This is a genomic window from Lentzea sp. JNUCC 0626 (genome assembly GCF_043632865.1).
Lineage (GTDB): Bacteria > Actinomycetota > Actinomycetes > Mycobacteriales > Pseudonocardiaceae > Lentzea.
Window position 1 is genome coordinate 2,463,541 of record NZ_CP171635.1, and the last position, 20,831, is coordinate 2,484,371.

The 20,831-nt window shown below is 70.3% G+C and carries 18 protein-coding genes; 6 read left to right on the top strand and 12 right to left on the bottom strand.

All coding sequences use genetic code 11. The annotated features are described in order from the left end of the window. The first annotated feature begins 115 nt into the window (after positions 1–115). Both JNUCC0626_RS10950 and JNUCC0626_RS10955 read left to right on the top strand, forming a co-directional pair. Positions 116–1,249: a sensor histidine kinase gene (locus JNUCC0626_RS10950; protein ID WP_394619587.1), complete on the top strand. Its 1,134-nt coding sequence runs from the start codon at positions 116–118 to the stop codon at positions 1,247–1,249. Next, positions 1,246–1,902, top strand: a complete 657-nt coding sequence (locus tag JNUCC0626_RS10955; protein ID WP_394619588.1) for a response regulator — start codon at positions 1,246–1,248, stop codon at positions 1,900–1,902. The genes JNUCC0626_RS10950 and JNUCC0626_RS10955 overlap by 4 nt, the downstream gene beginning before the upstream one ends. A 31-nt stretch (positions 1,903–1,933) precedes the next feature. On the opposite strand, the gene JNUCC0626_RS10960 is transcribed toward JNUCC0626_RS10955, so the two are convergent. The 4 genes from JNUCC0626_RS10960 to JNUCC0626_RS10975 all read right to left on the bottom strand — a co-directional run bounded on the left by JNUCC0626_RS10960 (position 1,934) and on the right by JNUCC0626_RS10975 (position 5,373). After that, positions 1,934–2,560, bottom strand: a complete 627-nt coding sequence (locus tag JNUCC0626_RS10960; RefSeq protein WP_394619589.1) for a hypothetical protein — start codon at positions 2,558–2,560, stop codon at positions 1,934–1,936. 98 nt (positions 2,561–2,658) lie between these two features. Further along, positions 2,659–3,303: a response regulator gene (locus JNUCC0626_RS10965; protein ID WP_394619590.1), complete on the bottom strand. Its 645-nt coding sequence runs from the start codon at positions 3,301–3,303 to the stop codon at positions 2,659–2,661. Beyond that, positions 3,288–4,343 (bottom strand): hypothetical protein, encoded by a 1,056-nt coding sequence (locus tag JNUCC0626_RS10970; RefSeq protein ID WP_394619591.1) that lies wholly within the window; start codon positions 4,341–4,343, stop codon positions 3,288–3,290. Before JNUCC0626_RS10970 ends, JNUCC0626_RS10965 begins: the two co-directional genes overlap by 16 nt. Next, positions 4,336–5,373, bottom strand: coding sequence for a sensor histidine kinase (locus JNUCC0626_RS10975; protein WP_394619592.1), 1,038 nt, complete (start codon positions 5,371–5,373; stop codon positions 4,336–4,338). Before JNUCC0626_RS10975 ends, JNUCC0626_RS10970 begins: the two co-directional genes overlap by 8 nt. A gap of 104 nt (positions 5,374–5,477) precedes the next feature. On the opposite strand from JNUCC0626_RS10975, the gene JNUCC0626_RS10980 reads away from it, so the two are divergent. Genes JNUCC0626_RS10980 through JNUCC0626_RS10990 form a run of 3 tightly spaced genes read left to right on the top strand, consistent with a single transcriptional unit; the run spans position 5,478 to position 7,788 of the window. Next, positions 5,478–6,026: a VanZ family protein gene (locus JNUCC0626_RS10980; protein WP_394619593.1), complete on the top strand. Its 549-nt coding sequence runs from the start codon at positions 5,478–5,480 to the stop codon at positions 6,024–6,026. A gap of 39 nt (positions 6,027–6,065) precedes the next feature. Next, positions 6,066–6,725: a response regulator transcription factor gene (locus JNUCC0626_RS10985; RefSeq protein ID WP_394619594.1), complete on the top strand. Its 660-nt coding sequence runs from the start codon at positions 6,066–6,068 to the stop codon at positions 6,723–6,725. Next, entirely contained in the window at positions 6,718–7,788 is a 1,071-nt protein-coding gene (locus JNUCC0626_RS10990; RefSeq protein WP_394619595.1) for a sensor histidine kinase, read from the top strand. Before JNUCC0626_RS10985 ends, JNUCC0626_RS10990 begins: the two co-directional genes overlap by 8 nt. Here JNUCC0626_RS10990 and JNUCC0626_RS10995 read toward each other — a convergent pair. From JNUCC0626_RS10995 to JNUCC0626_RS11005, 3 genes are all read right to left on the bottom strand, one after another. After that, positions 7,763–8,344: a GrpB family protein gene (locus JNUCC0626_RS10995; RefSeq protein ID WP_394619596.1), complete on the bottom strand. Its 582-nt coding sequence runs from the start codon at positions 8,342–8,344 to the stop codon at positions 7,763–7,765. The genes JNUCC0626_RS10990 and JNUCC0626_RS10995 overlap by 26 nt on opposite strands. Before the next feature lie 27 nt (positions 8,345–8,371). Continuing rightward, positions 8,372–9,733 carry an oxygenase MpaB family protein gene (locus JNUCC0626_RS11000; protein WP_394619597.1) on the bottom strand — a complete coding sequence of 454 codons (1,362 nt, stop codon included), beginning with the start codon at positions 9,731–9,733 and terminating at the stop codon, positions 8,372–8,374. Positions 9,734–9,815: 82 nt separating this feature from the next. Beyond that, positions 9,816–11,936, bottom strand: a complete 2,121-nt coding sequence (locus JNUCC0626_RS11005; protein ID WP_394619598.1) for a discoidin domain-containing protein — start codon at positions 11,934–11,936, stop codon at positions 9,816–9,818. Between the two features lie 185 nt (positions 11,937–12,121). On the opposite strand from JNUCC0626_RS11005, the gene JNUCC0626_RS11010 reads away from it, so the two are divergent. Beyond that, positions 12,122–13,030, top strand: a complete 909-nt coding sequence (locus tag JNUCC0626_RS11010; protein ID WP_394619599.1) for a DUF1996 domain-containing protein — start codon at positions 12,122–12,124, stop codon at positions 13,028–13,030. Here JNUCC0626_RS11010 and JNUCC0626_RS11015 read toward each other — a convergent pair. From JNUCC0626_RS11015 to JNUCC0626_RS11035, 5 genes are all read right to left on the bottom strand, one after another. After that, positions 13,012–13,773 carry a substrate-binding domain-containing protein gene (locus tag JNUCC0626_RS11015; protein ID WP_394619600.1) on the bottom strand — a complete coding sequence of 254 codons (762 nt, stop codon included), beginning with the start codon at positions 13,771–13,773 and terminating at the stop codon, positions 13,012–13,014. The two genes, JNUCC0626_RS11010 and JNUCC0626_RS11015, sit on opposite strands and share 19 nt — an antisense overlap. After that, on the bottom strand, positions 13,770–15,911 hold the full coding sequence (locus JNUCC0626_RS11020; protein WP_394619601.1) for a discoidin domain-containing protein: 2,142 nt from the start codon (positions 15,909–15,911) through the stop codon (positions 13,770–13,772). Before JNUCC0626_RS11020 ends, JNUCC0626_RS11015 begins: the two co-directional genes overlap by 4 nt. Positions 15,912–16,075: 164 nt before the next feature. Further along, entirely contained in the window at positions 16,076–17,089 is a 1,014-nt protein-coding gene (locus tag JNUCC0626_RS11025; protein ID WP_394619602.1) for a LacI family DNA-binding transcriptional regulator, read from the bottom strand. 4 nt (positions 17,090–17,093) lie between these two features. Beyond that, on the bottom strand, positions 17,094–19,448 hold the full coding sequence (locus JNUCC0626_RS11030; RefSeq protein ID WP_394619603.1) for a glycoside hydrolase family 3 C-terminal domain-containing protein: 2,355 nt from the start codon (positions 19,446–19,448) through the stop codon (positions 17,094–17,096). Between the two features lie 84 nt (positions 19,449–19,532). Then, positions 19,533–20,714 carry an ROK family transcriptional regulator gene (locus JNUCC0626_RS11035; protein WP_394619604.1) on the bottom strand — a complete coding sequence of 394 codons (1,182 nt, stop codon included), beginning with the start codon at positions 20,712–20,714 and terminating at the stop codon, positions 19,533–19,535. Between the last annotated feature and the right edge of the window lie 117 nt (positions 20,715–20,831).

Below are 20,831 nucleotides of genomic sequence, written 5' to 3' on the forward strand. Positions count from 1 at the left end.
ATGCGGTGCCCGGCGCGTCACTGCGGAGTCGGAAACCGGGTCCCCCGCGCGGGGGATCCCCGACCCCTGCGACGCGGGAGGTTCTCAGGGACGCGATGGGGCAAGATTCTGGGCGATGGATCTCGTCAAACTTCCCCTCAAGCACCAGTCGTGGCTGGTCGCGGCCGTGTGCATGGTCGTGGACGGCGGGTTCGTGCTGCTCGACCGCGAACCGATGCCTCAAACCGTGGTCGTACTGCTGATGACCCTCGCCGTGGACGCGATGCTCGCCGGTCCCGCGCGCCTGTCGTTGTGGGTGGCGGTGGCGCAGGCGGCGGTCCCGGTGATCGTCCTGCTGACCTGGTTCAACGGCGCCGACGCGAACGACGCGGGCCTGCTGATCGCCGGGTACCGCGCCGGGGCGTGGTTGCGCGGCGTGCCCGCGTGGGCGGCGCTCGGCGTGCTCACCGCGAGTCTCATGGCCACCATGTTCATCAACGGCCATGGCCTGCTCGTCGCCGTGCTCGTCGCGGCCAAGGGCGCGCTGCTGCCGTGGCTCGTCGGCCGCTACACCACGGCCCGCCGCGCCTACCTCGCCGAACTGGAGAAGCAGTCGGCGATGGCGGAGAAGGACGCGAAGGCGGCGGTGGCCAAGGCGGTGACCGAGGAACGCGGCGCGATAGCCCGCGACCTGCACGACGTGATCATCCACCACGTGAGCGCCATCAACCTGCACGCCGGCGCCGCCCGGCTCGGCACGTCCGAGGGCAACCCGAAGCTGATGACATCGTTGCGCGCGGTCGAGACGTCCAGCCGCGCGGCCATGGTCGACCTGCGGCACCTCTTGGACCTGTTGCACGGCGACAAGTCCGAGGGCGCGCGCCAGCCCGGGCTCGACAACCTCGACGAACTGCTCGACGGCATGCGCGCGGCGGGCACCCCGGCCCGGCTGGAGGTGCGCGGGCAACGGCGGGACGTGCCGGAGTCGTTGGACATCACCGTCTACCGGATCATCCAGGAGATGCTGACCAACGCGCTGCGGCACGGCGACTCGTCCGGCGTGACGGTGACCTTGGAGTACGCGCCGGACTCGCTGACCATCGCCGCGGAGAACGTCGCCGGGCGCGGTGACGACTCGGGTGCGGTGCGGCGCGGGCTCGTCGGCATCCGCAACCGCGCGGGCATGTTCGCGGGCACCACCCGGTCCGGACTCGACCCGGACGGCCGCACCTGGCGCACCGTCGTCACGTTCCCCCTGGAGGCCTCATGACGCTCTCGGTGCTGCTCGCCGACGACCACGCGATGCTGCGGTCCGGCATGCGCGCGATCTTCGACACGCAGGACGACCTCCAGTGCGTGGCCGAGGTCGCGGACGGTCACGCGGCGGTCGCGGAGGTGGCGCGGCTGCGGCCGGATGTCGCCGTGCTCGACATCCGCATGCCCAAGCTCGACGGACTCGGTGCCACGGAACGGATTCTGGCCGATCCCGGCAACCGCACGAAGGTCCTGCTGCTCACCACCTACGACACCGACGAGTACGTCTACCGGGCGTTGAAGGCGGGGGCGAGCGGGTTCCTGCTGAAGTCGTTGCCGCCGGAGGAGCTGATCTCCGCGGTGCGGGTGGCGGCGCGCGGGGACGCGTTGATCGACCCGTCCGTCACGCAACGGCTGATCGCGCGGTTCGCCGTCAGCCTCGCCCCTCCCCCGACGCCGCCCGAGCTCTCGTCGCTGACCGCGCGCGAACGCGAGGTGCTGCAACTCGTCGCGGCCGCCTACAGCAACGCAGAGATCGCCGCGCGGCTGCACGTCGGGGACGAGACGGTCAAGACGCACGTGTCCCGCGTGCTGGCGAAACTCGGGCTGCGGGACCGGGTGCACGCCGTGGCGTACGCGCACATGAACGGGCTGGTGCAGAACCGCTGAGCCGCGGGGACCCCTCGTCGTACCCCGCGGCTCAGCTCTCCCAGACCACCGGCGACTTCCCGTAGTCGCCGCGGTTGTACTCGCCCGCCACGACCGCGGAACCGTCCGGTGCCGCGGTGAGCACGCAGGTCTCGTAGGTCTCGCCGGACGTCTTGAACGTCCTCGGCGCGCTGGTGGAGTCGCACTTCGGGGTGTCGCCGCTGATGATCACGCCGGTGCCCTTGCCGTCGGTGCCGAGGCCGCGCAACGAGACCGAGGTGTAGCTCAGGTCGGTGCCGCTGAGGTTCTCGACCTTGACGCGCAGGTAGAACGGCGTGACGTTCTTGGCCTTGTCACCGAACTTCGCCAGGTCCTCCTTGGCACCCGCCTCGATGGCGGTGAGGGTGACGGAGATCGTGCCGGTCTTGTCGCCCGACGCCATCGGCAGCACGGCGCGGGCGCCGACCTTGAGCTTGGTGCCGGGCGCGGTGATGTCCCCGCCCGCCGCGACCGGGGTGTCTGCCTTCTTCGACGTGGTGGCCGGACTCTCGGACGTCGTCTCGGTCTTGGTCTCCGGTGCGGCGACGGGTGATCCGGTGGTCTCCGAACCGCAGGCCGTCAGCAGCAGACCTGCTGCCGCGACGGTGGCGAGGAACAGGGGGCCACGGGCGTGCGTCACTGGTGGAACTCCATCCGGCTGCGGAACCTGGGGATGCCCAGGAGGCTAGGCCAGATGCCGCAACGTCCGGTATCGGTCGTTCACACCACATCGATCTTCTACAAGTCGTCGAGGCCGATCAGTCCGTCCTGGATGGCCCGCGCCACGAGTGCCGCTTTCGTCGGGGCCTGCCTGCCGATCGCCGCGTACTTGACGCGGATCCGCTCCAGGTGGGAGTTGACGGTGCTGAGCGTGATGTTCAGCCGTTGCGCCACGAACTCCTTCGACTCCGACTGGAACCACTCGACCAGCACCTCGGTCTCGCGCGGCGACAACGCGGGTCGCGTCTCGGACCGGTCCCCCGCCAACGCGCCCGCGAGTGCCGGCGGCGTGTACGACTGACCTTCCGCCGCCGCCTTCACGGCCTGCACGAGGTGGTCGGCGCCCTCGGCCTTGGTCAGGTAGCTGAGCGCCCCGATCTCCAGACACAGCAAGGCGATCTCGTCGTCGGACCGCATCGAGTAGACGATGACCTTGCGCCCGTCCTCGACCAGCTTGCGCAACTCCGCCGTCGCCGGGGTGACCGAGTTGAGGTGCAGGTCCAGCACCACGACGTCGGCCGTCGCACCGGGTCCCGTCCACGCGGTGTCGGGGTCCTCGCCGGACGCCACGAGCTCGATGTCCGCTGTGGACAGCCAGTGCGCGACCCCCGCCCGCACCACGGGGTGGTCGTCGACCAGGACCGCCGTCACGCCGTCCGCCATCGCGCCTCGCTCCTCACCAGTCCGCTGTGGACACTAGTCTCGACCGTGATCATCTTCGGCGTTCCGGCTTGCGGCGGTTCGTGCTCCGCGTCCGCCACCACCGCGACCCGCACCTCGGTCGCGGTGCGCAACAGACTCACCTTCGCACGCCCCTGCGCCGCGGCCAGCGCCTGGGCCATCGGCGCGACCAGCTCCCGCCGCACCTCCGTCGGCACCGCCGTGGCCATCCCGCTGACCGCGAGCTGCACCACGACCCCGCGCCGTTCCGCCACGTCCACGCACGCCGTCAACTCGTGCAACAACGGATCGGGCACGTCGTCGTTCTCCGCGAACAACCGCCGCAACTGCACCGCGGCCACCGAACACCTGAGCCGCGTCTCCGGGTCGTCGATGCTGACCCGTTCGTCGGCGAGGTCCGCCAGCAGCGGCAGCAACGCCCCCAACTGCCCCTCGAACCCGGCCCGCAGGTCCTGCTCCCGTTGGCGGGCGAGCTCTTCCTGAGTTCTGGCGGCCTCGAGTTCGGCTGCGGCCTCGGCGGCGAGTTCCGCGTCGCGCTGCAGCACGCGGGTGATCACCAGGACGCCGAGCTGGAAACTCGTGCCGCTGAGGATCACGACCCCGGCCGTGCCGACGTCGCCGTTCCCGTCGTGCGCGAACCAGCCGACGCTGAAGCAGATGTGCGCGGCCAGGGCGGCGATCAGTGCCGGCGGGCGGTCGACGAGGACCAGCAGCAGGTACCAGCCGACCAGGCCGAAGCCCCAGTCGGCGGGGCCCAATGACGCTCCGTCGGGGAGAGCGGTGGTCGCCAGGACCGAGGCGCCGAGTGGGAGCGCGGCCAGGATCGGGGGCACGGTCGGGGTGCCGGCGGCGACGAGGGTGGCCACCGCCGCCAGGACGGCGGTGAGAAGGGCGTAGGCGAGCCAGGCCGGTGGGGCGTGGGGGTGGTCGATGAGCTGGGGCAGCATGAGGACGAGTTGGACGGCGAGGACCACGACGAGCAGGACGCGCCGGGTGAGGGTGACGACGGCGACGTCAGGCATCGGCCGCTCCACCGTCCGGCCGCACGCTCATCGGCCACTCCAGCCGCACCCGCGTGCCCTGTCCCGGCGCCGACTCGACCACGGCCGTCCCACCCGCGGCCGCCATCCGATCAATCACCGACCCCCGCAACCCTCGCCGGTGTTCCGGCACGTCAGCGACCTCGAACCCCCGCCCTTCATCCCCGACGACCACCACCCCGGGTGACACCACGAGATCCGCCCGCCCAGTCCCCGCGTGCCGCTCTACGTTGGTCAGCAACTCCCGCACCGCCCGCACCAACACCAACGCCACCCCGGCCGGCACCGGCACCACGGCGGCCTCCACCCGCACCTCGACCCCGGAGTCCCGAGCCACGGCCGAGAGCGCCGCCCCGAGGTCGACCGTCCCCGGCACGTCCCGCTCAGCCAGCACCACCAGGTCCCGCCGAGCCTGCGCCGCCACCGCCGACGGGTCTCCGTCATGCGCCGCCATCAGGAACGTCGAAGCGGCCGTGTCGTGCAGCAACGCCAGGTACTCGCGCTCCCGCCGCCCCTGGTCCAGGGCGACCGCGGCGGCCCGGCTCCGCAAAGCAGCACGTTCCCGCAGCCCGTCCACCCGCCGACTGGACCGGCGCAGCAGCTCATAAGCCAACCGGGCGAGCACCGACTCCAGCACGGCCCGCACCAGCACCCCGGGCCCGGTCGTCACCACCTGGACGGCGAGGAGGGCGGCTGTCGCGGGCACGGTGACCTTGAGCGGCCACTGCCACTGCCAGGTGATCAGGGTGCTGGTGAGGACGGTCAGCACCCACTGGTCGGCGTCGGCTCCCAGCAGCACCGAGAGCAGCACGACCCGCAGGAACGCCACCGGCAGCGCCACTCGGGGCAGCCGGAAGTCGGCGACGGTGCTCAACCCGACCACCACGAACAGGCCCCAGCCCAGCGGCGAGTTCAATGAAAAAGCACCGAAGAGGCTGATCAGCGCGACGCCGGCGCCGCGGACAGGCCCCGCGAGACGCGAGACGGTCGCAAGCAGTCTCGCCTCCAGCACGCCAGCATTCTGCACATATCGTCCGCGTATGCAAAAACGTGTACGCCCCGGCAACGCGGACGAAGCTTGAGTGGGCACCTTCGTCACCGGAAGCTGGAGAGAACGTGCTCAACACCTGGCAGGAGTGGGTCGGAACGGAGACCGGGGTGGTGCTCGGGTCCGTGCTGGGACTGCCGCTCGCGATCCTGGCCGTGGTGCTCCTGGCGCTGTTCCGCAAGGCCCCCAAACGACTGGCGCTGGCCGACGTCGGGATGGTCTACGGGACGTTGCCGTGGGTCTGGATCATCATGCTGCCGGGCGCAGAACCGGGGACGACCGGCGAGGTGAGCCTCGTGCCGTTCGCGGACATCGCCGACCTCCTCCAACACGACGACTGGGGCCAGATCGTCGGCAACATGCTGGTGTTCGCGGCGCTGGGCTGCTTCGCGCCGCTGCGGTTCGCGAAACTCCAGAACGTGGGGCGAGTCTTCGTGTTCGCGGTGGCCTGCTCGGCCTCCTTGGAGGTGCTCCAGTTCGTGTTGATGTTGGACCGGGTGTCCTCTGTGGACGACGTGCTGCTCAACGCCACGGGCGCGGCGCTCGCGAGCCTGCTGTCCTGGTACTGGTGGCGCCCCAGCCACACCACGAACGAGCGGCACCTGGTCGCGGTCTGAATACGCGGCCGATATGCACGACTCCCTAGGCTGGGCCGCATGCGCGTGCTGATCGTGGAGGACGAACCGTTCCTGGCCGAGGCCGTCCGGGACGGGCTGCGGCTGGAGGCGATCGCCGCCGACATCGCGGGCGACGGCGACACCGCGCTCGAACTGCTGAGCGTCAACTCCTACGACCTCGCCGTGCTCGACCGCGACATCCCCGGGCCGTCCGGGGACGAGGTCGCGCGGCGGATCGTCGCGTCCGGCAGCGGCATGCCGATCCTCATGCTCACGGCGGCCGACCGGATCGACGACAAGGCGTCGGGGTTCGGGCTCGGCGCGGACGACTACCTCACCAAGCCGTTCGAACTGCGGGAGCTGGTGCTGCGGTTGCGAGCGCTGGCCCGTCGCAGGGCCTACGCGCGGCCGCCGGTCAGCGAGATCGGCGGGCTGCGGCTCGATCCGTTCCGGCGGGAGGTGTTCCGCGACGGGCAGTACGTGGCGTTGACCCGCAAGCAGTTCGCGGTGCTGGAGGTGCTGGTCGGCGCGCAGGGCGGGGTCGTCAGCGCCGAGGAGCTGCTGGAACGGGCGTGGGACGAGAACGCCGACCCGTTCACCAACGCCGTGCGCATCACGGTGTCGGCGCTGCGCAAGCGGCTCGGCGAGCCGTGGCTGATCGCGACGGTGCCGGGGGTCGGGTACCGCATCGATGCGTAGACCGCCCGGCCTCAGCGCCCGCCTGAAGCTCACGCTGAGCTACGCGGGCATCGTGATCGTGTCCGGCACGGTCCTGCTGGTGCTGGTGTGGTTCTTCCTGCTGCGGTACCTGCCCGACACCCAGCAGGGACTGCTGTGGCGCAATCCCAGCCGCGACCTGCTCACCATGATCTTCGGCCGGGTCGCCGCGATCGCGATGGTCGCGCTCACCGCGTTCGGGCTCGTCGGCGGCTGGCTGCTCGCCGGACGGATGCTGGCGCCGCTGACGAAGATCACCGATGCCGCCCGGCTGGCCGCGCAGGGGTCGCTCGCGCACCGGATCCGGTTGCCGGGCAAGGCGGACGAGTTCCGCGAGCTCTCGGACGTCTTCGACACCATGCTGGAACAGCTCGAGTCGCACGTCGGCGAGCAACGCCGGTTCGCCGCCAACGCCTCGCACGAACTCCGCACGCCGCTGGCGATCTCCCAGTCGTTGCTGGACCTGGCCCGGCAGGACCCGAGCAAGGTCGACGCGGCACTCCTCGACCGCCTGCACACCGCGAGCCGCCGCGCGATCGACCTCACCGAGGCGTTGCTGCTGCTCAGCCGGGGCGAGCGCGGCGCGTTCACGCGCGAGACCGTCGACCTTTCCCTGCTCGCCGAGGAAGCCGCGGAAACCCTGCTGCCACTGGCCGAACAACGCGGCATCACGCTCGACGTCTCTGGTGAGAACGCGACCACGACCGGATCACCAGACCTGCTGCTGCGGATGGTCACGAACCTCGTGCAGAACGCGATCGTCCACAACGTGCCCGACGGCCAGGTGACCGTCCACGTCGAACCGCAGCACCAGGCGTGCGTGCTGCGCGTCGAGAACACCGGCAGGCACCTGCCACCCGACCTGGTGCCGACGCTCGCCGAGCCGTTCCAACGCGGGTCACGGGCCCGCACCGACGATCACGCCGGCGTCGGGCTGGGCCTCGCGATCGTGCACAGCGTCGCGCGTGCCCACGGCGGGGCGCTGGACCTCGCACCCCGCCCGGACGGCGGCCTGCGCGTCACGATCCGGCTGCCCAGCGCGTGAGCCCCGGCCCGATCTCGGTGAAGAACGCCGTCTTGGCACGGGTGTAGTCGTCGTAGTCGGCCGCATCCGCGTGGTCGTCGGCGAGATCGCGCTTGATCCGTTCGTAGCGGGCGGCCTGGTCGGGGTGGGCGCGCAGCCAGTCGCGGAAGTCGACGACGAACCGCGCGAACGGCGAGTCGGCCCGCCGGACGTGCAGGATCACGGTGTCCGGCACGTGGAACAGCCGCTTCTCGTAGACGGCGTCGTCGTGCTCACCCGGCCGTCGTGCGTCGCGGTACACACCCGGCGAGTCCGGCCGCGACCCGTGCGCCGGGACGAACGGCGTCGGGGCCAGCAGCGCCGCCAACTCGTCCAGCGCGGGCAGTTCCGGCAGGCACACCTGGAGGTCGATGATCGGCTTCGCTCCCAGGCCCGGCACGGACGTGGACCCGATGTGGTCGTAAGTGAACCCTTCTGCTCCAGGCAGCACGGAGAACGCCGCGCGCACCTCGTCGAGCAGGTGGTGCGCGCGAACAGGCCACTCAGGGTCGTACTCGGCGATCACAGCGGAGGGCATGCCCTCCACCCTAGGCAGATCGGCGGACTAGACGCGGCCGAGCAGGTGGCGGGCGGCCTCGAAGTCCCGCACCCCCACCAGGAACTCCCGCAACGCCTGCTCCAGCTCGTCGCCGTGCACGGTCCCGTCCCCGTCGTGGTCGAGCTCCCGCAGGGCCGCGATCAACTCGTGCCGCCGCGGACTGTGGTCGAGCAACCGCGTGTACTCGTCCTGCCGCACCTCGCCGTTGCCGTCGCGGTCGATCAGCCCGCGCACCACCGCCGCCACCGCGCCGTACCCGCGATGGCGATCAGCGGGACCGGGGTACGCGCGATCGGCCAGCGCCACGGCGTACGCGGCCTCGGTCACGCTGCCGTCCAACGGTGTTCCGGTCGCCGTGGCCAGTTGCTCCCACCACGACCGGAAGGCGTCGTGCAGCCTGTCCTCGTCCTTCTCGTCGAGGTCCAGGTGGGTGCTGATCTCCCGAGCCATCGCGAGCAGGTCGCTCCACCGCAGCACCCCGTCGCCGCTCTGGTCCAGCACCGTGCCGAAGAACGACTCCGGCACCAACGCGGCAGCAGGCTGTTCAGCGGCCCTCAAAGCGGCGGCGGCCAGCGGCAGGTAGCGCCACGGCTTCGGCAGCAGGTCGGCAACCATCCGCACGGCCAGGTGCAGGCCGTTCACCGCCAACTCGGAACCGGGCACCGGCGTCAGCCGCAGCCGTTCGCGGTACGCGGCGGGCAACGTCGCCGTCGTCGCCTGCACGGCGGCCGTCACGACGGCGAACCGCAGCGGCGCCCACAGCAGGTCGGGAATCGGCACGCCGGACGGCGGCGGGATGCGGTAGATGCTGCCCGACAACAGGTCCCGGACCGTCGCGTTGTCCTCCAGCACCTCGGCCACCACGTGGTCGAAGTACGCGCGGAACTCCTCCGGAGTCGCGGGCAGGTCGTCCTCGGCCAGGCCGAACTGGCGGCCGACACGGCGCCACTCGTCGTAGAAGCGACCGGTCTCCTCCGACGACAACGGTTCGCCACCAAGCCGTTGCATGGTCAGCACGGCCTCGAACAACGTCAGATGCACCCACGCCCTCGACGAGGAGTCGCCCGCGTCGTACGTGCGGCCGTAGCCGTCGGTGCCCTGCATGCGGCGGTGCAGTCGTTCGAGGCGGGCGAGTTCACGACGTTGTTCGGCGGGGCTGCCGTAGACGTAGGTGTGCAGGCTTTCGATGGTGCGGAACAACCTCCGCCACGGCCGTGCGTTGTAAACCGAGTACTCGGCAACGGCGGCACCCACGGCGGGATGGGCCGCCTGCAACACCAACGCCCGGTGCATCACCATCAGGAAACGCCACTGCCCCAGGCGTTCCCACGTGCTCGATCCCGGCCCCAACGCCACGTCCACGGTCATTGAGCCGAAGCTAGTCATGACGTCGGGACCGGAGAACGACATTCACCTCATGCGGTCACGGATTCCACCCGGTCGCCGCAACTCACCGCCGGTACACGCCCAACTCGTACAGCGAGTAGCCCCAGCCGGTGCCGCGCTGGGTGGCGTGCAGCCGCACGTACCGGCCGGTCGCGGTCACGTCGATCGAGTCGACGCCGCCGTTGCCGGTCGTGGTGCCGTAGACCGAGCGCCAGTTGTTGCCGTCGTCGGACACCTGGATCTCGTAGGCACGGCCGAAAGCGCCTTCCCACACCAGTTGCACGTGCTGGAAGGTGGTCACGGCACCGAGGTCGACCCTGAGCCACTGCGGGTCGGCCCAGTCCGTGGCCCAACGCGACGACCCGTTGCCGTCGACCGCGTTGGACGGCGGGAACGGCGCCCCGTCGCCGACCTGCTGGTACGACGAGGCCGTCACCGGCTTGCCCAGTGCGACGTTCGTGCCTGCCGGCTGGGGTGCGACGACCCGGACGGACTTGGTCTCGATGCCGATGTTGCCGCGCCCGTCCTCGGCCATCACGTACACCTTCCAGACGCCGAGGCGGTCCGGAGCGGTGACGGTGAGGCGGTTCCCGTTGACCTGCACGGGCGCGTTGGCGAGGCCGCCGCTGTTGTCGATGTACTTGCTGTTGAACGCCGCCGACCAGGTGATCGCGTCACCGTTCGGATCCGACGCGGCCACGTCGATGTTCAGCGGCGCCCCGGCCGCGATGGTCTGCGGCAGGTTCATCGCGGAGATCACCGGCGGGGTGTTCGACGGCGTCGCGCCACCGAACGCGCGCTGCACCGAGTAGAACGACAGGCGCTTCTTGCCCGCCGGAGTCAGGTTGAACCACACTGCGCCGAAGTCGTACTCCGTGCCGTAGTGGAACAACGTGCCACCGAAGGAAACGCCGGTGTGCCCGGTGATGCAGTTCCAGGCCTGGGTGTAGCCGTCGCGCTTCTGGATGTCGGTCGGCTCGGCCGGGACACCGTTGGCGTCGTTGGGCACCTCCCACTCTCCGGCGGGACCGGCCTCGGTCAGGATGTACGGCTTGGTGTAGCCGCCGTCGATCCAGTCCTGGCGGACCTTGCACACGTTGCCGTAGGAGTTCACGGAGTAGAGGTCCAGGTCCGGCGTGTGCGCCTTGAGGTACACCCACGCACCGGTCCACGCGTCCGTGTTCGTCACGGGGTGGTTGGTGTCGATCGCGTGGATGGCCCGGGACGCCTCGTTGATGTACTTGGCGTACTCGACGCGCTGCGTCTCCAGCTCGGCGCCGGAGTAGCAGTTCTGCAGGCCCAGGATGGACTCGTTGCCGACGTTCCACATGAGAACGCCGGGGTGGTCCTTGTACGTCGTGACCCACTGCCGGATCTGGCCGAGCATGTCGGCCTTGTAGGCAGTGTCGGTCACGTAGTTCACGCAGCCGCCGGAACCGGGACCGCCGCCGGGCTGCAACCAGAACCCGTTGATGACGCGCAATCCGTTGGCGGCAGCGGCGTCGAGCAACGGCCGGGTGGACGCGTCGGTGCCCCAGGTGCGCAAGGTGTTGACGCCCATGGACTTCAGCTCCGGCATGTACCGGGCGGCGTCCGCGGCCGGCGGACCCCAGGTCAGGCCCTTGACCGTCCACGGCGCACCGTCGACGGTGAGCTGCCAGTTGCCCTGCGAGCCGGTCACACGCACACCGGTGCCGGGTTGCGGGTTCGTGCCGCCCTGTTCGCCGAAGACGCGGAACTCCCACAGCGAGACGCCGTAGCCGTTGGCGCGCTGGGTGGCGTTCATGCGGACGTAGCGGCCGGTGCCGGTGACGTCGAAGCCCTGGTTGCCGCCGGTGCCACCGGTGACGGACCTGATCGTCTGCCACGAGTCGCCGTTGTCGGAGACCTGGAGGTCGAACGCCGTGGCGTAGGCGCCTTCCCAGTCGAGTTCGATCCTGGACAGCCGGGACGTGGCGCCGAGGTCCACGCGCAACCACTGCGGGTCGCTCCACGTGCTCGACCAGCGCGTTCCTGAGTTGCCGTCGACCGCGGCCGGTGCGGGCGTGCCGGCGCCCTCGATGGACGAGGCGGTGGCGGTTTTGCCTTGGGACAGCAGTGAAGGCGCGGCACTGACCGTGCCTTGCGCCACTGCTAGTCCCAGCAGCACGGCGATCACCGTGCCGACAGAGCGGAGGCGGTACATGGCGTCTCCTGCAGGGGAATCGGTGGGTTGAAGTGCGGGAGAGCGCTCTCCCAACCCTGGCGGCGAATGTTACGAACGGACTTCACCGATGTCAACCAGGCCCCTTGACACCTCGCGGTACGAGCGGGACTCTTCTTGGGAGAGCGCTCTCCCAAGCCGGTTCCCACATCGGCAGGAGGACACCGTTGTCCCGAAAATTCAGCGCGCTGGCCGTCGCGGCCAGTCTCGTCGCCGCGGTGCTCGCGGTGGCGACCCAGTCGGCCCAGGCCGACGACTACGTGAGTCACCACGAGTTCCAGGCGAACTGCTCCTTCGCCACGGACCGCCCGGACGACCCGATCGTCTTCCCCGGTCTGCCGGGCGCGTCGCACCTGCACACCTTCCTCGGCAACAACTCCATCAACGCCAACAGCACCAACGACTCGCTGCGGCAGGGCAGCACGAACTGCATCACCCCCGACGACAAGTCGGCGTACTGGTTCCCGTCCGTGCTCAACGGCGACCAGGTCGTGCGCCCGACCGGCAACCAGGTCGTCTACTACAAGTCGGGAATCCTGAAGTACCAGGACGTCCAGCCGTTCCCTCCGGGCATGCGGTTCGTGGTCGGCAGCCCCACCTCGACCCTCGAGCAGTTCCGCGACCACCCCGGCGCGATCGAGGGCTTCGAGTGCGGGGACAGCGCCAAGAACTGGGACATCCCGTCCTGGTGCGCTCCCGGCAGCCAGCTCAACGTCCGCTTCCAGGCGCCGAGCTGCTGGAACGGCCGTGACCTCGACTCGGCGGACCACAAGTCGCACATGGCTTATCCGGACCGCGCAACGCTCGTCTGCCCGCCGTCACACCCGGTGGCGGTGCCGATGATCGAGTTCAAGATGGCGTTCCCGGTCTCCGGGGACATGTCGCGGGTGAGACTGTCGAGCGGACGCGGTTACACCTGGCACTACGACTTCATGAACGCCTGGGACGCTCCCACCCAGGCCGCGCTCGTCCGGCACTGCATCAACGGTGGCCTGCAATGCGATCCGCGCGGCTACGACCAGTACAAGCCCCACCGGGGCGCGGCGCTCGGACCGGACTACCGCCTGCCGCGGTGATCCTCCGGCGCTGACAACGTGGAACCCTGCACGAACTCGCACGCGATGAGCTCGTGAGGACGCTTCTGGGGCAGGCGGGCCAGCAGGTACACGGCCCGCCTGCCCGTTTCCCACCTCGGCACGCGCAGTCCGGTGAGGCCCAGCAGGTCGGTCTCCGGCACGTCGAGCGCCAGCACCGAGAGTTCCCCAGGTACGGACATACCCCGGCTGCGCGCCGCACGGACGAGTGCGGAGGCGTCGTCGGGGTGTTCTGCTATCACGGCCGTCACGCCGATGCGCACGAGCTGGTCGAGCCAGACCGCCGGCGCGTGCAGTCCCTTGACGTTCATGGCTTCCGCCGCGGCGAGGAATCCCTGCCGGCGTTCGACGGAGGCGGTGCCACTCGGCAGTCCGATGTAGACGATCTGCTGATGGCCGAGAGCCGCGGTGCGCGCGACGAGATCGCGCACGCCCGCGGCGTAGTCGACGTCCACATAAGGGACCTGCCTGGACGCGCTGTCCCGTCTGCCGATCGACACGAACGGGATCGCGTGGTCGGCGAGGCAGGCCAGGTCGTGCTCGTCGGCGGTGCGGTCGAGCAGGACGCAGCCGCTCAGGGCCACTCCCCGCGTGTCCACGAAGTCGAGATCGGCGCACAGGAGCAGGCCGCTGCCCGCCCTGTGCGCCGCGTGTCCGATGCCCGCCAGAGCGGGCGTGCTCTCACCGGGAAGGGTGTCCCGGGAGAGCACGCCGATCAGACTCACGGATAGGTCACCAGGTATCGGACCTGGTTGGCGGTGTTCGCGACCCCGCCCACGCCGTTGATGACGTTGGCGATCGTGCCCACGCCGCCGAGCGACACGGTGACCAGGTGCGTGAAGCGCACACCGGGCCGGTTCGGTGCCTCGAAGCCGTTGTCCGTGACGATGCTCGGGTCCGCCTGGTTGAAGGCGTACACCCCGACGCCGAACGCCTCGTGGGTCGTCACGGTGTCGGCGACCTTGTACCCGGCCCAGCCGCGCTTGGACCCGTTCATCCAGGCGGCCTGGTTCGGCGGGTCGTACGGCAGCTCGTTCTGGTACAGGTAGACCTTGCCGCCGTTGGCGTTCCACACCAGGTTGTGCTGCTGGTAGTGCTCCACGAACAAACCGTACGCGATCACGTTGTCGCCGTTGACGACGACTCCGTTCTGGCCGGGGTTCGCGGTCCAGCTGACGCCCTCGCCGTGGTCGGCGCGCCAGACCCAGGTGTGGTCGATGATCGTGTTGCGGCTGTTGACGCGGAGGCTCGTCGTCGCCTTGCCGGCCTGCGATCCGCCGACGCGCAGGTACACGTCGTGCATCGACGTCGGGTTCGCCGCGTGGTCGGTGGTGTTCGAGTTGCCGATCTCCAGCAGCACCGGGGAGTTCTGCACGCCCGCGTCGACCAGGAAGCCCGCGAGCTTCACACCGTCCACATCGGACGTCGTGAGGGCGGCCTTGCCGGTGGTCGGCGTCAGCGTCGCGAGGCCGAGGCCCAGGACGACGGTGTTCGGCCGGGTGATCCGGATGGTGTCGTCGAGCTGGTGGATGCCCGGCGTGAGCAGGAGGTGCTTGCCCTGCTGGAGCGCCGCGTTGATGGTGGCCGCCGGGGTGCCGGGCTTGACGATGAAGAAGTCCGCGAGCGACATGGACGAGCCGGGGTTGCCGTTCTCCCAGCTGGTGCCGCGCGAGTTCTGCCGCAGCGCCGGGACGAACACCCGGTACTCACCGTCGTTCGTGAAGTACAGGTAGGGCTTCTCGCGGGTGACCGGCGAGGTGTCGACGGTGGTGTGCGAGGGGTTCGGGAAGTTGTTGGGCGGCGCGCCCTGGGTGCCCGCGAAGACCATGTTCCAGACCGAACCGGCCCAGCCGCCCGCGAGGTTGCTGTTGCGGGTGAGGAACTGCTGCTGCGAGCCCGAGATGACGGTGCCGTCGATCTTGCTGTCCACGATCAGACCGCCGCTGGCCCAGCCGTCGTAGCCGTTCCACAGGTGCTGCTGGCCGCGCAGGTGCATCCGCCGGTACGCGGTGGCCTGCGAGACCGCCCAGCGCTCGACCTGGTTCGCCGGCAGCGTGACGGACAGGTTCTCCGCTCCGCGCCAGAAGTTCTGGGTGGCGTTGCCGAGGTTGTTCGGGTCGTCGCCCTGCTGGAGCCAGTCGGCCTCGACGCGGATGTGGCCGTTGATGTTCACGTCGTCCGGCATCAGGCCCAGACCGGCGACCTGCGTGTAGAAGCGCAGGTTGACGTCGGCGTTGTAGGTGCCGGGCTTGAACAGCACGGCGTGGCGCTGCGGGCCGAACTGGTTCGTCTTCATCTGCGCGGAGATCGCGTCGAGCCGGGCCTGCATGTCCGACTGCGACGATCCCGGGCCGTAGACGTACACGTTCGGGCCGAAGTCCGGGTTGCGCGGGTCGGTCGGCGTGACGCCGGGGACGTCCGGGGTCGTGGCGAAGACTCCCAGTTCCCACAACGAGTAGCCGTAGCCGGTGCCGCGCTGGGTGCCGAACACCCGGACGTAGCGACCGGAACCGGTGACGTCGAGCGTCTGGTTGCCGCCGGTGCTCGTGGTGGTGGAGTACACGTCGCGCCACGAGTTCGCGGCCGCGGTGTCGGACACCTGGATCTGGAACGCCTTGCCGTGCGCGGTTTCCCAGTTCAGGGAGACGCGGCAGACCTCCTGAGTGGAGCCGAGGTCGACCTGGAGCCACTGCGGGTCGGCGAACTGAGACGACCAGCGCGTTCCGGCGTTGCCGTCGACGGCCGCACTCGCAGGAGTGCCACCGTTCTCGGTCGTCGACGCCGTGGCTGGTTTGTTCAGCGCTACGTTGGTGGTGCCGCACGCGGCGGCCCCGGCCGGGAAGCTGATGCTTGCTGTGGTCACGAGACACAAGGCAGCGGCCGCGAGACCGGCCGCCCTGGACAGGGGAGAGCTCATGAGCCTGCCTGACACCTTTGGGGCGAGTGAGCCCGAACGGTGACGCCCGTGGCACCGGGCGTCGGGAGAGCGCTCTCCCGCAGATTAACTCGTGATGTCCGGCAGGTCAATCACGCGGACCCCCTGAGGACGAGTTCCGGTTCGAAAATGATGGACCGCGGCCGCAACTCGGGGTCGTCCAGGGTCGTGAGCAGCACTTCCGCCATCGTGGCCGCCATCTGCTCGACGGGCTGGCGAATCGTGGTGAGCGGCGGGCGGCAGGACGCGGCGGGCGCGCTGTCGTCGAAACCGACCACCGCGACGTCCCCGGGAACGTGCTTTCCCGCAGCTTGAAGCACCTCCACGGCCCCTTGGGCCATCAGATCGTTGGCCGCGAACACCCCGTCGACCTCGGGGTACTCGACGAGCAGCCGGTGCATCGCCCGCGCACCGCTGACCGCCGTGAACCCGCCCTCGATCGCCGGCACGTACGGAATCCCGTTGCGCGCCATGGCATCCCGGAACCCGGTGAGCCGGTCCTGGCTCGCGAGCACGTCCAACGGCCCGGCGATCACGGCGACCTTGGTGCGTCCGATCGCAGTGAGCCGGCCGGCCGCGAGCCGTCCTCCCGCCTGGTGGTCGAGGTCGACGAAGCTGACCGGCAACGGCCTGCCGGGCCGCGCGTAGAGCACCGCGGGCACCCCGGCCTCCAGCAGCCGATCGGGCAACGGCTCGGCGGCGTGCGTGGTGACCAGCAACGCCCCGTCCGTGCTGCCCTGCTTGAGGAACTCGACGACCTCGGTGCGCGCCTTGTCGGTGTCCGCGAGCATCAGCACCGGGTGCACGCTGTGGCCGCGCAGGAAGTCGACCACCCCCGCCGTCACCCGGCCGAAGAACGGGTCCACGAACACGTCCGACCCGCCACCGGCCCCGGAGATGATCAGCGCCACCGTCCCGGTCCGGCGCGTGACGAGCGACCGCGCGGCGTGGTTGGGCGTGTACCCGGTCTGCTCGATGGCGTCGCGCACCGTCTCCTGCAACGTCGGGTCGACGTTGCGCGTGCCGTTGACGACGCGACTGACGGTCGCCCGGGACACCCCGGCGACCCGCGCGACGTCCTCCAGCGTCGGGATCCCCCTGATCATGTGCTTACCGCGGCCTCAAGACGTGCCTGGCCGCGAGTCTTATGCGCGTGGCGCCCGCGTTCGGTCCGATGTGGACGGTGAACCCGCCCGACTCGGTGACCCACCCGTTCTCCCAGTGCCGCGTGGCCTGCGGCGGGATCTCGACCAGCACCTCGACCGTCTCCCCCGCGTCGGCGACGACGCTCGCGAAGCCTCCCAGCCACCTCCGGGGTCGCGGGGTGGTGCTGTCCTCGCGCGACAGGTAGACCTGCACGACCTCCCGCCCGCGCCGCCGCCCGGTGTTGCGCAGCCGCACCCGCACCGCGCCGCGCTCGGCCCGCGCTCCCAGGTAGTCCCAGGTGGTGTAGCCGAGCCCGTGCCCGAACCAGTACGCGGGCTCGACGTCGTGCGCGGCCCAAGCCCGGTACCCGATGTCCAGGCCCTCGTCGTACTCGAGCTTTTGGTTGTCCGGCAGGAAATTCGCGACCGGCACGTCGGATTCCCTGACCGGCCAGGTGGTGGGCAGCCGCCCGCCGGGTTCGCGCTCGCCGAACAGCACGTCCGCGAGTCCGTGCCCGCCCTCTTGCCCCGGGAACCAGGTGAGCAGCACCGCCGCGGTGTCGTCGCGCCACGGCAACAGCACCGGACCGCCCGAGTTCACCACGACGACGGTGTTCGGGTTGGCCAGGCACACGGCCGTGACCAGCGCGTCCTGCTCCCCCGGCAGGCTGAGGGTGGTGCGGTCGCGGCCCTCGCCCTCTATCGCGTCCGTGGTACTGACGACCACGATCGCGACGTCACTCCGGCTCGCCGCTTCGATCGCGGCCCCGAACTCCTGGTCGGCGTTCGGGGTGGGCGGGTCGGCGGCGAGCAGCGAGGCCATGCCGCTGTCCTCGCCCAACTCGCGGCGGGCCACCAGCTCGACCTGCGTCTTTTCGAGGTGAACCTCGACCTCGTGGTGGGGCGGGCGGAGGTGCTTCACGGCGGGGTCGTCGGTGTCCACGGGCTGCACCACGTCGAGCACCCTGGTGCCGTCGACGTCCAGGGTCAGCCTGCCGTAACCCGCGACCGCGAGTCTCCACGGGCCGGTCTCGGTGACGTGCAGGGTGGTGCTGATCTCCAGGACCCGCGCGCCTGGCACCTCCTCGGTTTCGAGGATGCGGCCGGTGAGGCGGCGTTCTTCGAAGAGCACCTCGTCGTTCTGACCCAGGACGCGGACTTGGACGGGTGCGCGGACCGGGGTGGGCTCGTCGTTGATGCGGACGCCGGGTGCGTGCACGACCTCGGCTCGGCTTGTGAGGGCGTCGAGCAGGGAGTTCTCGGCGGACGGGTAGAGGCCGGAGCTGCCACCGCCCTGGACGCGCGGGGCGGCGGCGCCGGGGCCGATCAGGGCGATGGTGCGGCCGGGGTGGAGGGGGAGGATTCCGTTGTTGCGCAGGAGGACCGTGCTCGCAGACACCGCTTCGCGAAGCAGCGCTGCGTCGTTGACAGCAGGAGCGAACTCCTCCCGCTCTGCACCGCTTTCCAACGCTCCGACCCGTGCGGCCAGGCGCAGCAGCCGGAGCACCTTGTCGTCGATCGCGCTCTCCGCCACCTCCCCGGCCTCGACCGCGGCCACCAGCAGATCCCCCCACGGCCCCCAGGGCCCGGGCATCGACAGGTCCTGCCCGGAGGACGCCGACTCCACCGTCGTCCGCACCGCCCCCCAGTCCGACACCACCACCCCGTCGAACCCCCACTCCTCCTTCAGCACGCCCGTGAGCAGCGGGTTCTCCGACATCGGGTGGCCGTTGACACCGTTGTAGGCCGACATCACCGCCCACGCGCCCGCCTCCACCACCGCCTCGAAGGGCGCCAGGTAGAGCTCCCGCAAGGTGCGCTCGGAGACACGCACGTCATGGGTGAGGCGGTCGGTTTCGGTCTCGTTCGCCACGAAGTGCTTCGGGGCCGCCGCCACGCCGCCGGATTGGACGCCCTGCACGTAGGCGACGCCGAGACGGGCGGTGAGCAGCGGGTCCTCGGCGAAGCACTCGAAGTGGCGACCGCCGTACGGGGTGCGGTGCAGGTTCAGGACCGGGGCGAGCAGGACGTCGACGCCCTTGCGGCGTGACTCCGCAGCCAGCAGGGCTCCCAGGCGGTGCACCAGGTCCTCGTCCCAGGTGGCGCCAAGGGCTGTCGGCGATGGCACGGCGAGTGAGGTGCGGCGTTCGTCCCAGCCCGGGCCGCGGACTCCTGCCGGGCCGTCGGAGAACGTCAGGGCGCGCAGGCCGATCGACGGTTCGGCGCAGGTGCGCCAGACGGAGCCGCCGGCCAGCAGGCGCACCTTGGCGCGCAGGTCCAGCTTGCCGACCAGTCTGACCAGCTCGTGGTCGTCGTGCACGGAACCTCCTCGGAGAGCGCTCTCCAAAGAGTCGGGGTGTGGGGCTCCGCTGTCAATGCGTCGGAAGGTCCCTTCTCGGACGGGTCAGCCGGACGCGCCGGTCTCCAGGAGGGCGGCGAGCGGGAGGGTCGCGGCACCTACGGCTACGGCATCCGGGCCGGTCAGGGCCAGTTCGATGCGGACCTGGCCGAAGGGGTGGCGCAGGGCGTGCGAGGAGGTTGCGGCGATGATCTCGTCGAGCTTCGAGGCGCCGAAAGCGAGTCCGGCCCAGCCGCCGAGGACCACGCGTTCCGGGTTGAAGAGGTTCACCAGGTTCGCGATACCCGCGCCCAGATAGCCCACCGACTCGTCCACCACCCGGCGGGCGACGGCCGAGCGCGAGGTGAGGAGTTCCTCCAAAGCGGACTGCTCGTCCGGCGAGGAATCCGCACCCCGCCGGGCTTCCCGGTAGCGGTCGAGCATGGCCGAGGCACCGGCGTAGGCCTCCAGGCAGCCGCGCGCTCCGCACCGGCAGCGCCTGCCGCCGTACGCGATCGTGGTGTGGCCCCACTCCCCCGCGTTGCTCGTGGCACCCCGGTGCACCACGCCGCCGGTCACCACGGCGATGCCGACGCCCGATCCGACCAGCACGATCACCGCGTGCCGGGCGCCGCGGCCCGCGCCGAACCACATCTCGGCCTGGCCCTGGGTCTTGGCACCGTTCTCCACCAGCAACGGCAGCGAGACGCCCGCCGCCCGGATCATCTTCTCGAACGGCACGGCGTCCCAGCCGATGGTCTGCGCGTGCACGACCGCCGACTCGCCCTGCTCGACCGTGCCGGGCACGCCGACGCCGACCCCGAGCACCGACGAGGCGTCGATGCCCGCCAGCACCTCGTCGACCCCCGAGGCGATCAGGTCGGCGACCAGCGAGGGCTCCAGGGCCGTCAACGGACGATCCACAGTGGACAGACGGGTCATGGCGAGGTCGAACAGCTCGACCTTGATCCCCGTCTCGCCCACGTCGACCCCGATGACGTGCCCGAACGCCGGATTGACGCGCAGCAGCACGCGCGGTCTACCGCCGTCGGAGTCGACCGAGCCGGCCTCCACCAGCAACCCCTCGTCGAGCAGTTCGCCGGTGATCGTGGACGCCGTCGCCGGACTCAGTCCGGTCGCCAGACTCAGCTGCTGACGGCTGAGCGGGCCGTCCAGGAAGAGGGCTGTCAAGAGCACCGATCGGTTCTGCCGGCGGAGGTCTCGCACGGTCGCCCGAGTACGCACCATGGACGCCGAGGTTAGTTCGCGCCTAAAAATAAGCCTCGGGTCGTGACCTCTTCGTTATTGACTTGCCCAAGAGGTCAGGCGTCTACTCTACGGCGACCAGAGGGCCCCGACGGCCTC

Coding starts and splice junctions, on each gene's coding strand:
- JNUCC0626_RS10995 (WP_394619596.1), bottom strand. CDS start 8,344: ATGCCCTCCGCTGTGATCGCCGAGTACGACCCTGAGTGGCCTGTTCGC.
- JNUCC0626_RS10985 (WP_394619594.1), top strand. CDS start 6,066: ATGCGCGTGCTGATCGTGGAGGACGAACCGTTCCTGGCCGAGGCCGTC.
- JNUCC0626_RS10965 (WP_394619590.1), bottom strand. CDS start 3,303: ATGGCGGACGGCGTGACGGCGGTCCTGGTCGACGACCACCCCGTGGTG.
- JNUCC0626_RS10970 (WP_394619591.1), bottom strand. CDS start 4,343: ATGCCTGACGTCGCCGTCGTCACCCTCACCCGGCGCGTCCTGCTCGTC.
- JNUCC0626_RS11000 (WP_394619597.1), bottom strand. CDS start 9,733: ATGACCGTGGACGTGGCGTTGGGGCCGGGATCGAGCACGTGGGAACGC.
- JNUCC0626_RS10955 (WP_394619588.1), top strand. CDS start 1,246: ATGACGCTCTCGGTGCTGCTCGCCGACGACCACGCGATGCTGCGGTCC.
- JNUCC0626_RS11025 (WP_394619602.1), bottom strand. CDS start 17,089: ATGATCAGGGGGATCCCGACGCTGGAGGACGTCGCGCGGGTCGCCGGG.
- JNUCC0626_RS10950 (WP_394619587.1), top strand. CDS start 116: ATGGATCTCGTCAAACTTCCCCTCAAGCACCAGTCGTGGCTGGTCGCG.
- JNUCC0626_RS10990 (WP_394619595.1), top strand. CDS start 6,718: ATGCGTAGACCGCCCGGCCTCAGCGCCCGCCTGAAGCTCACGCTGAGC.
- JNUCC0626_RS11005 (WP_394619598.1), bottom strand. CDS start 11,936: ATGTACCGCCTCCGCTCTGTCGGCACGGTGATCGCCGTGCTGCTGGGA.
- JNUCC0626_RS11035 (WP_394619604.1), bottom strand. CDS start 20,714: ATGGTGCGTACTCGGGCGACCGTGCGAGACCTCCGCCGGCAGAACCGA.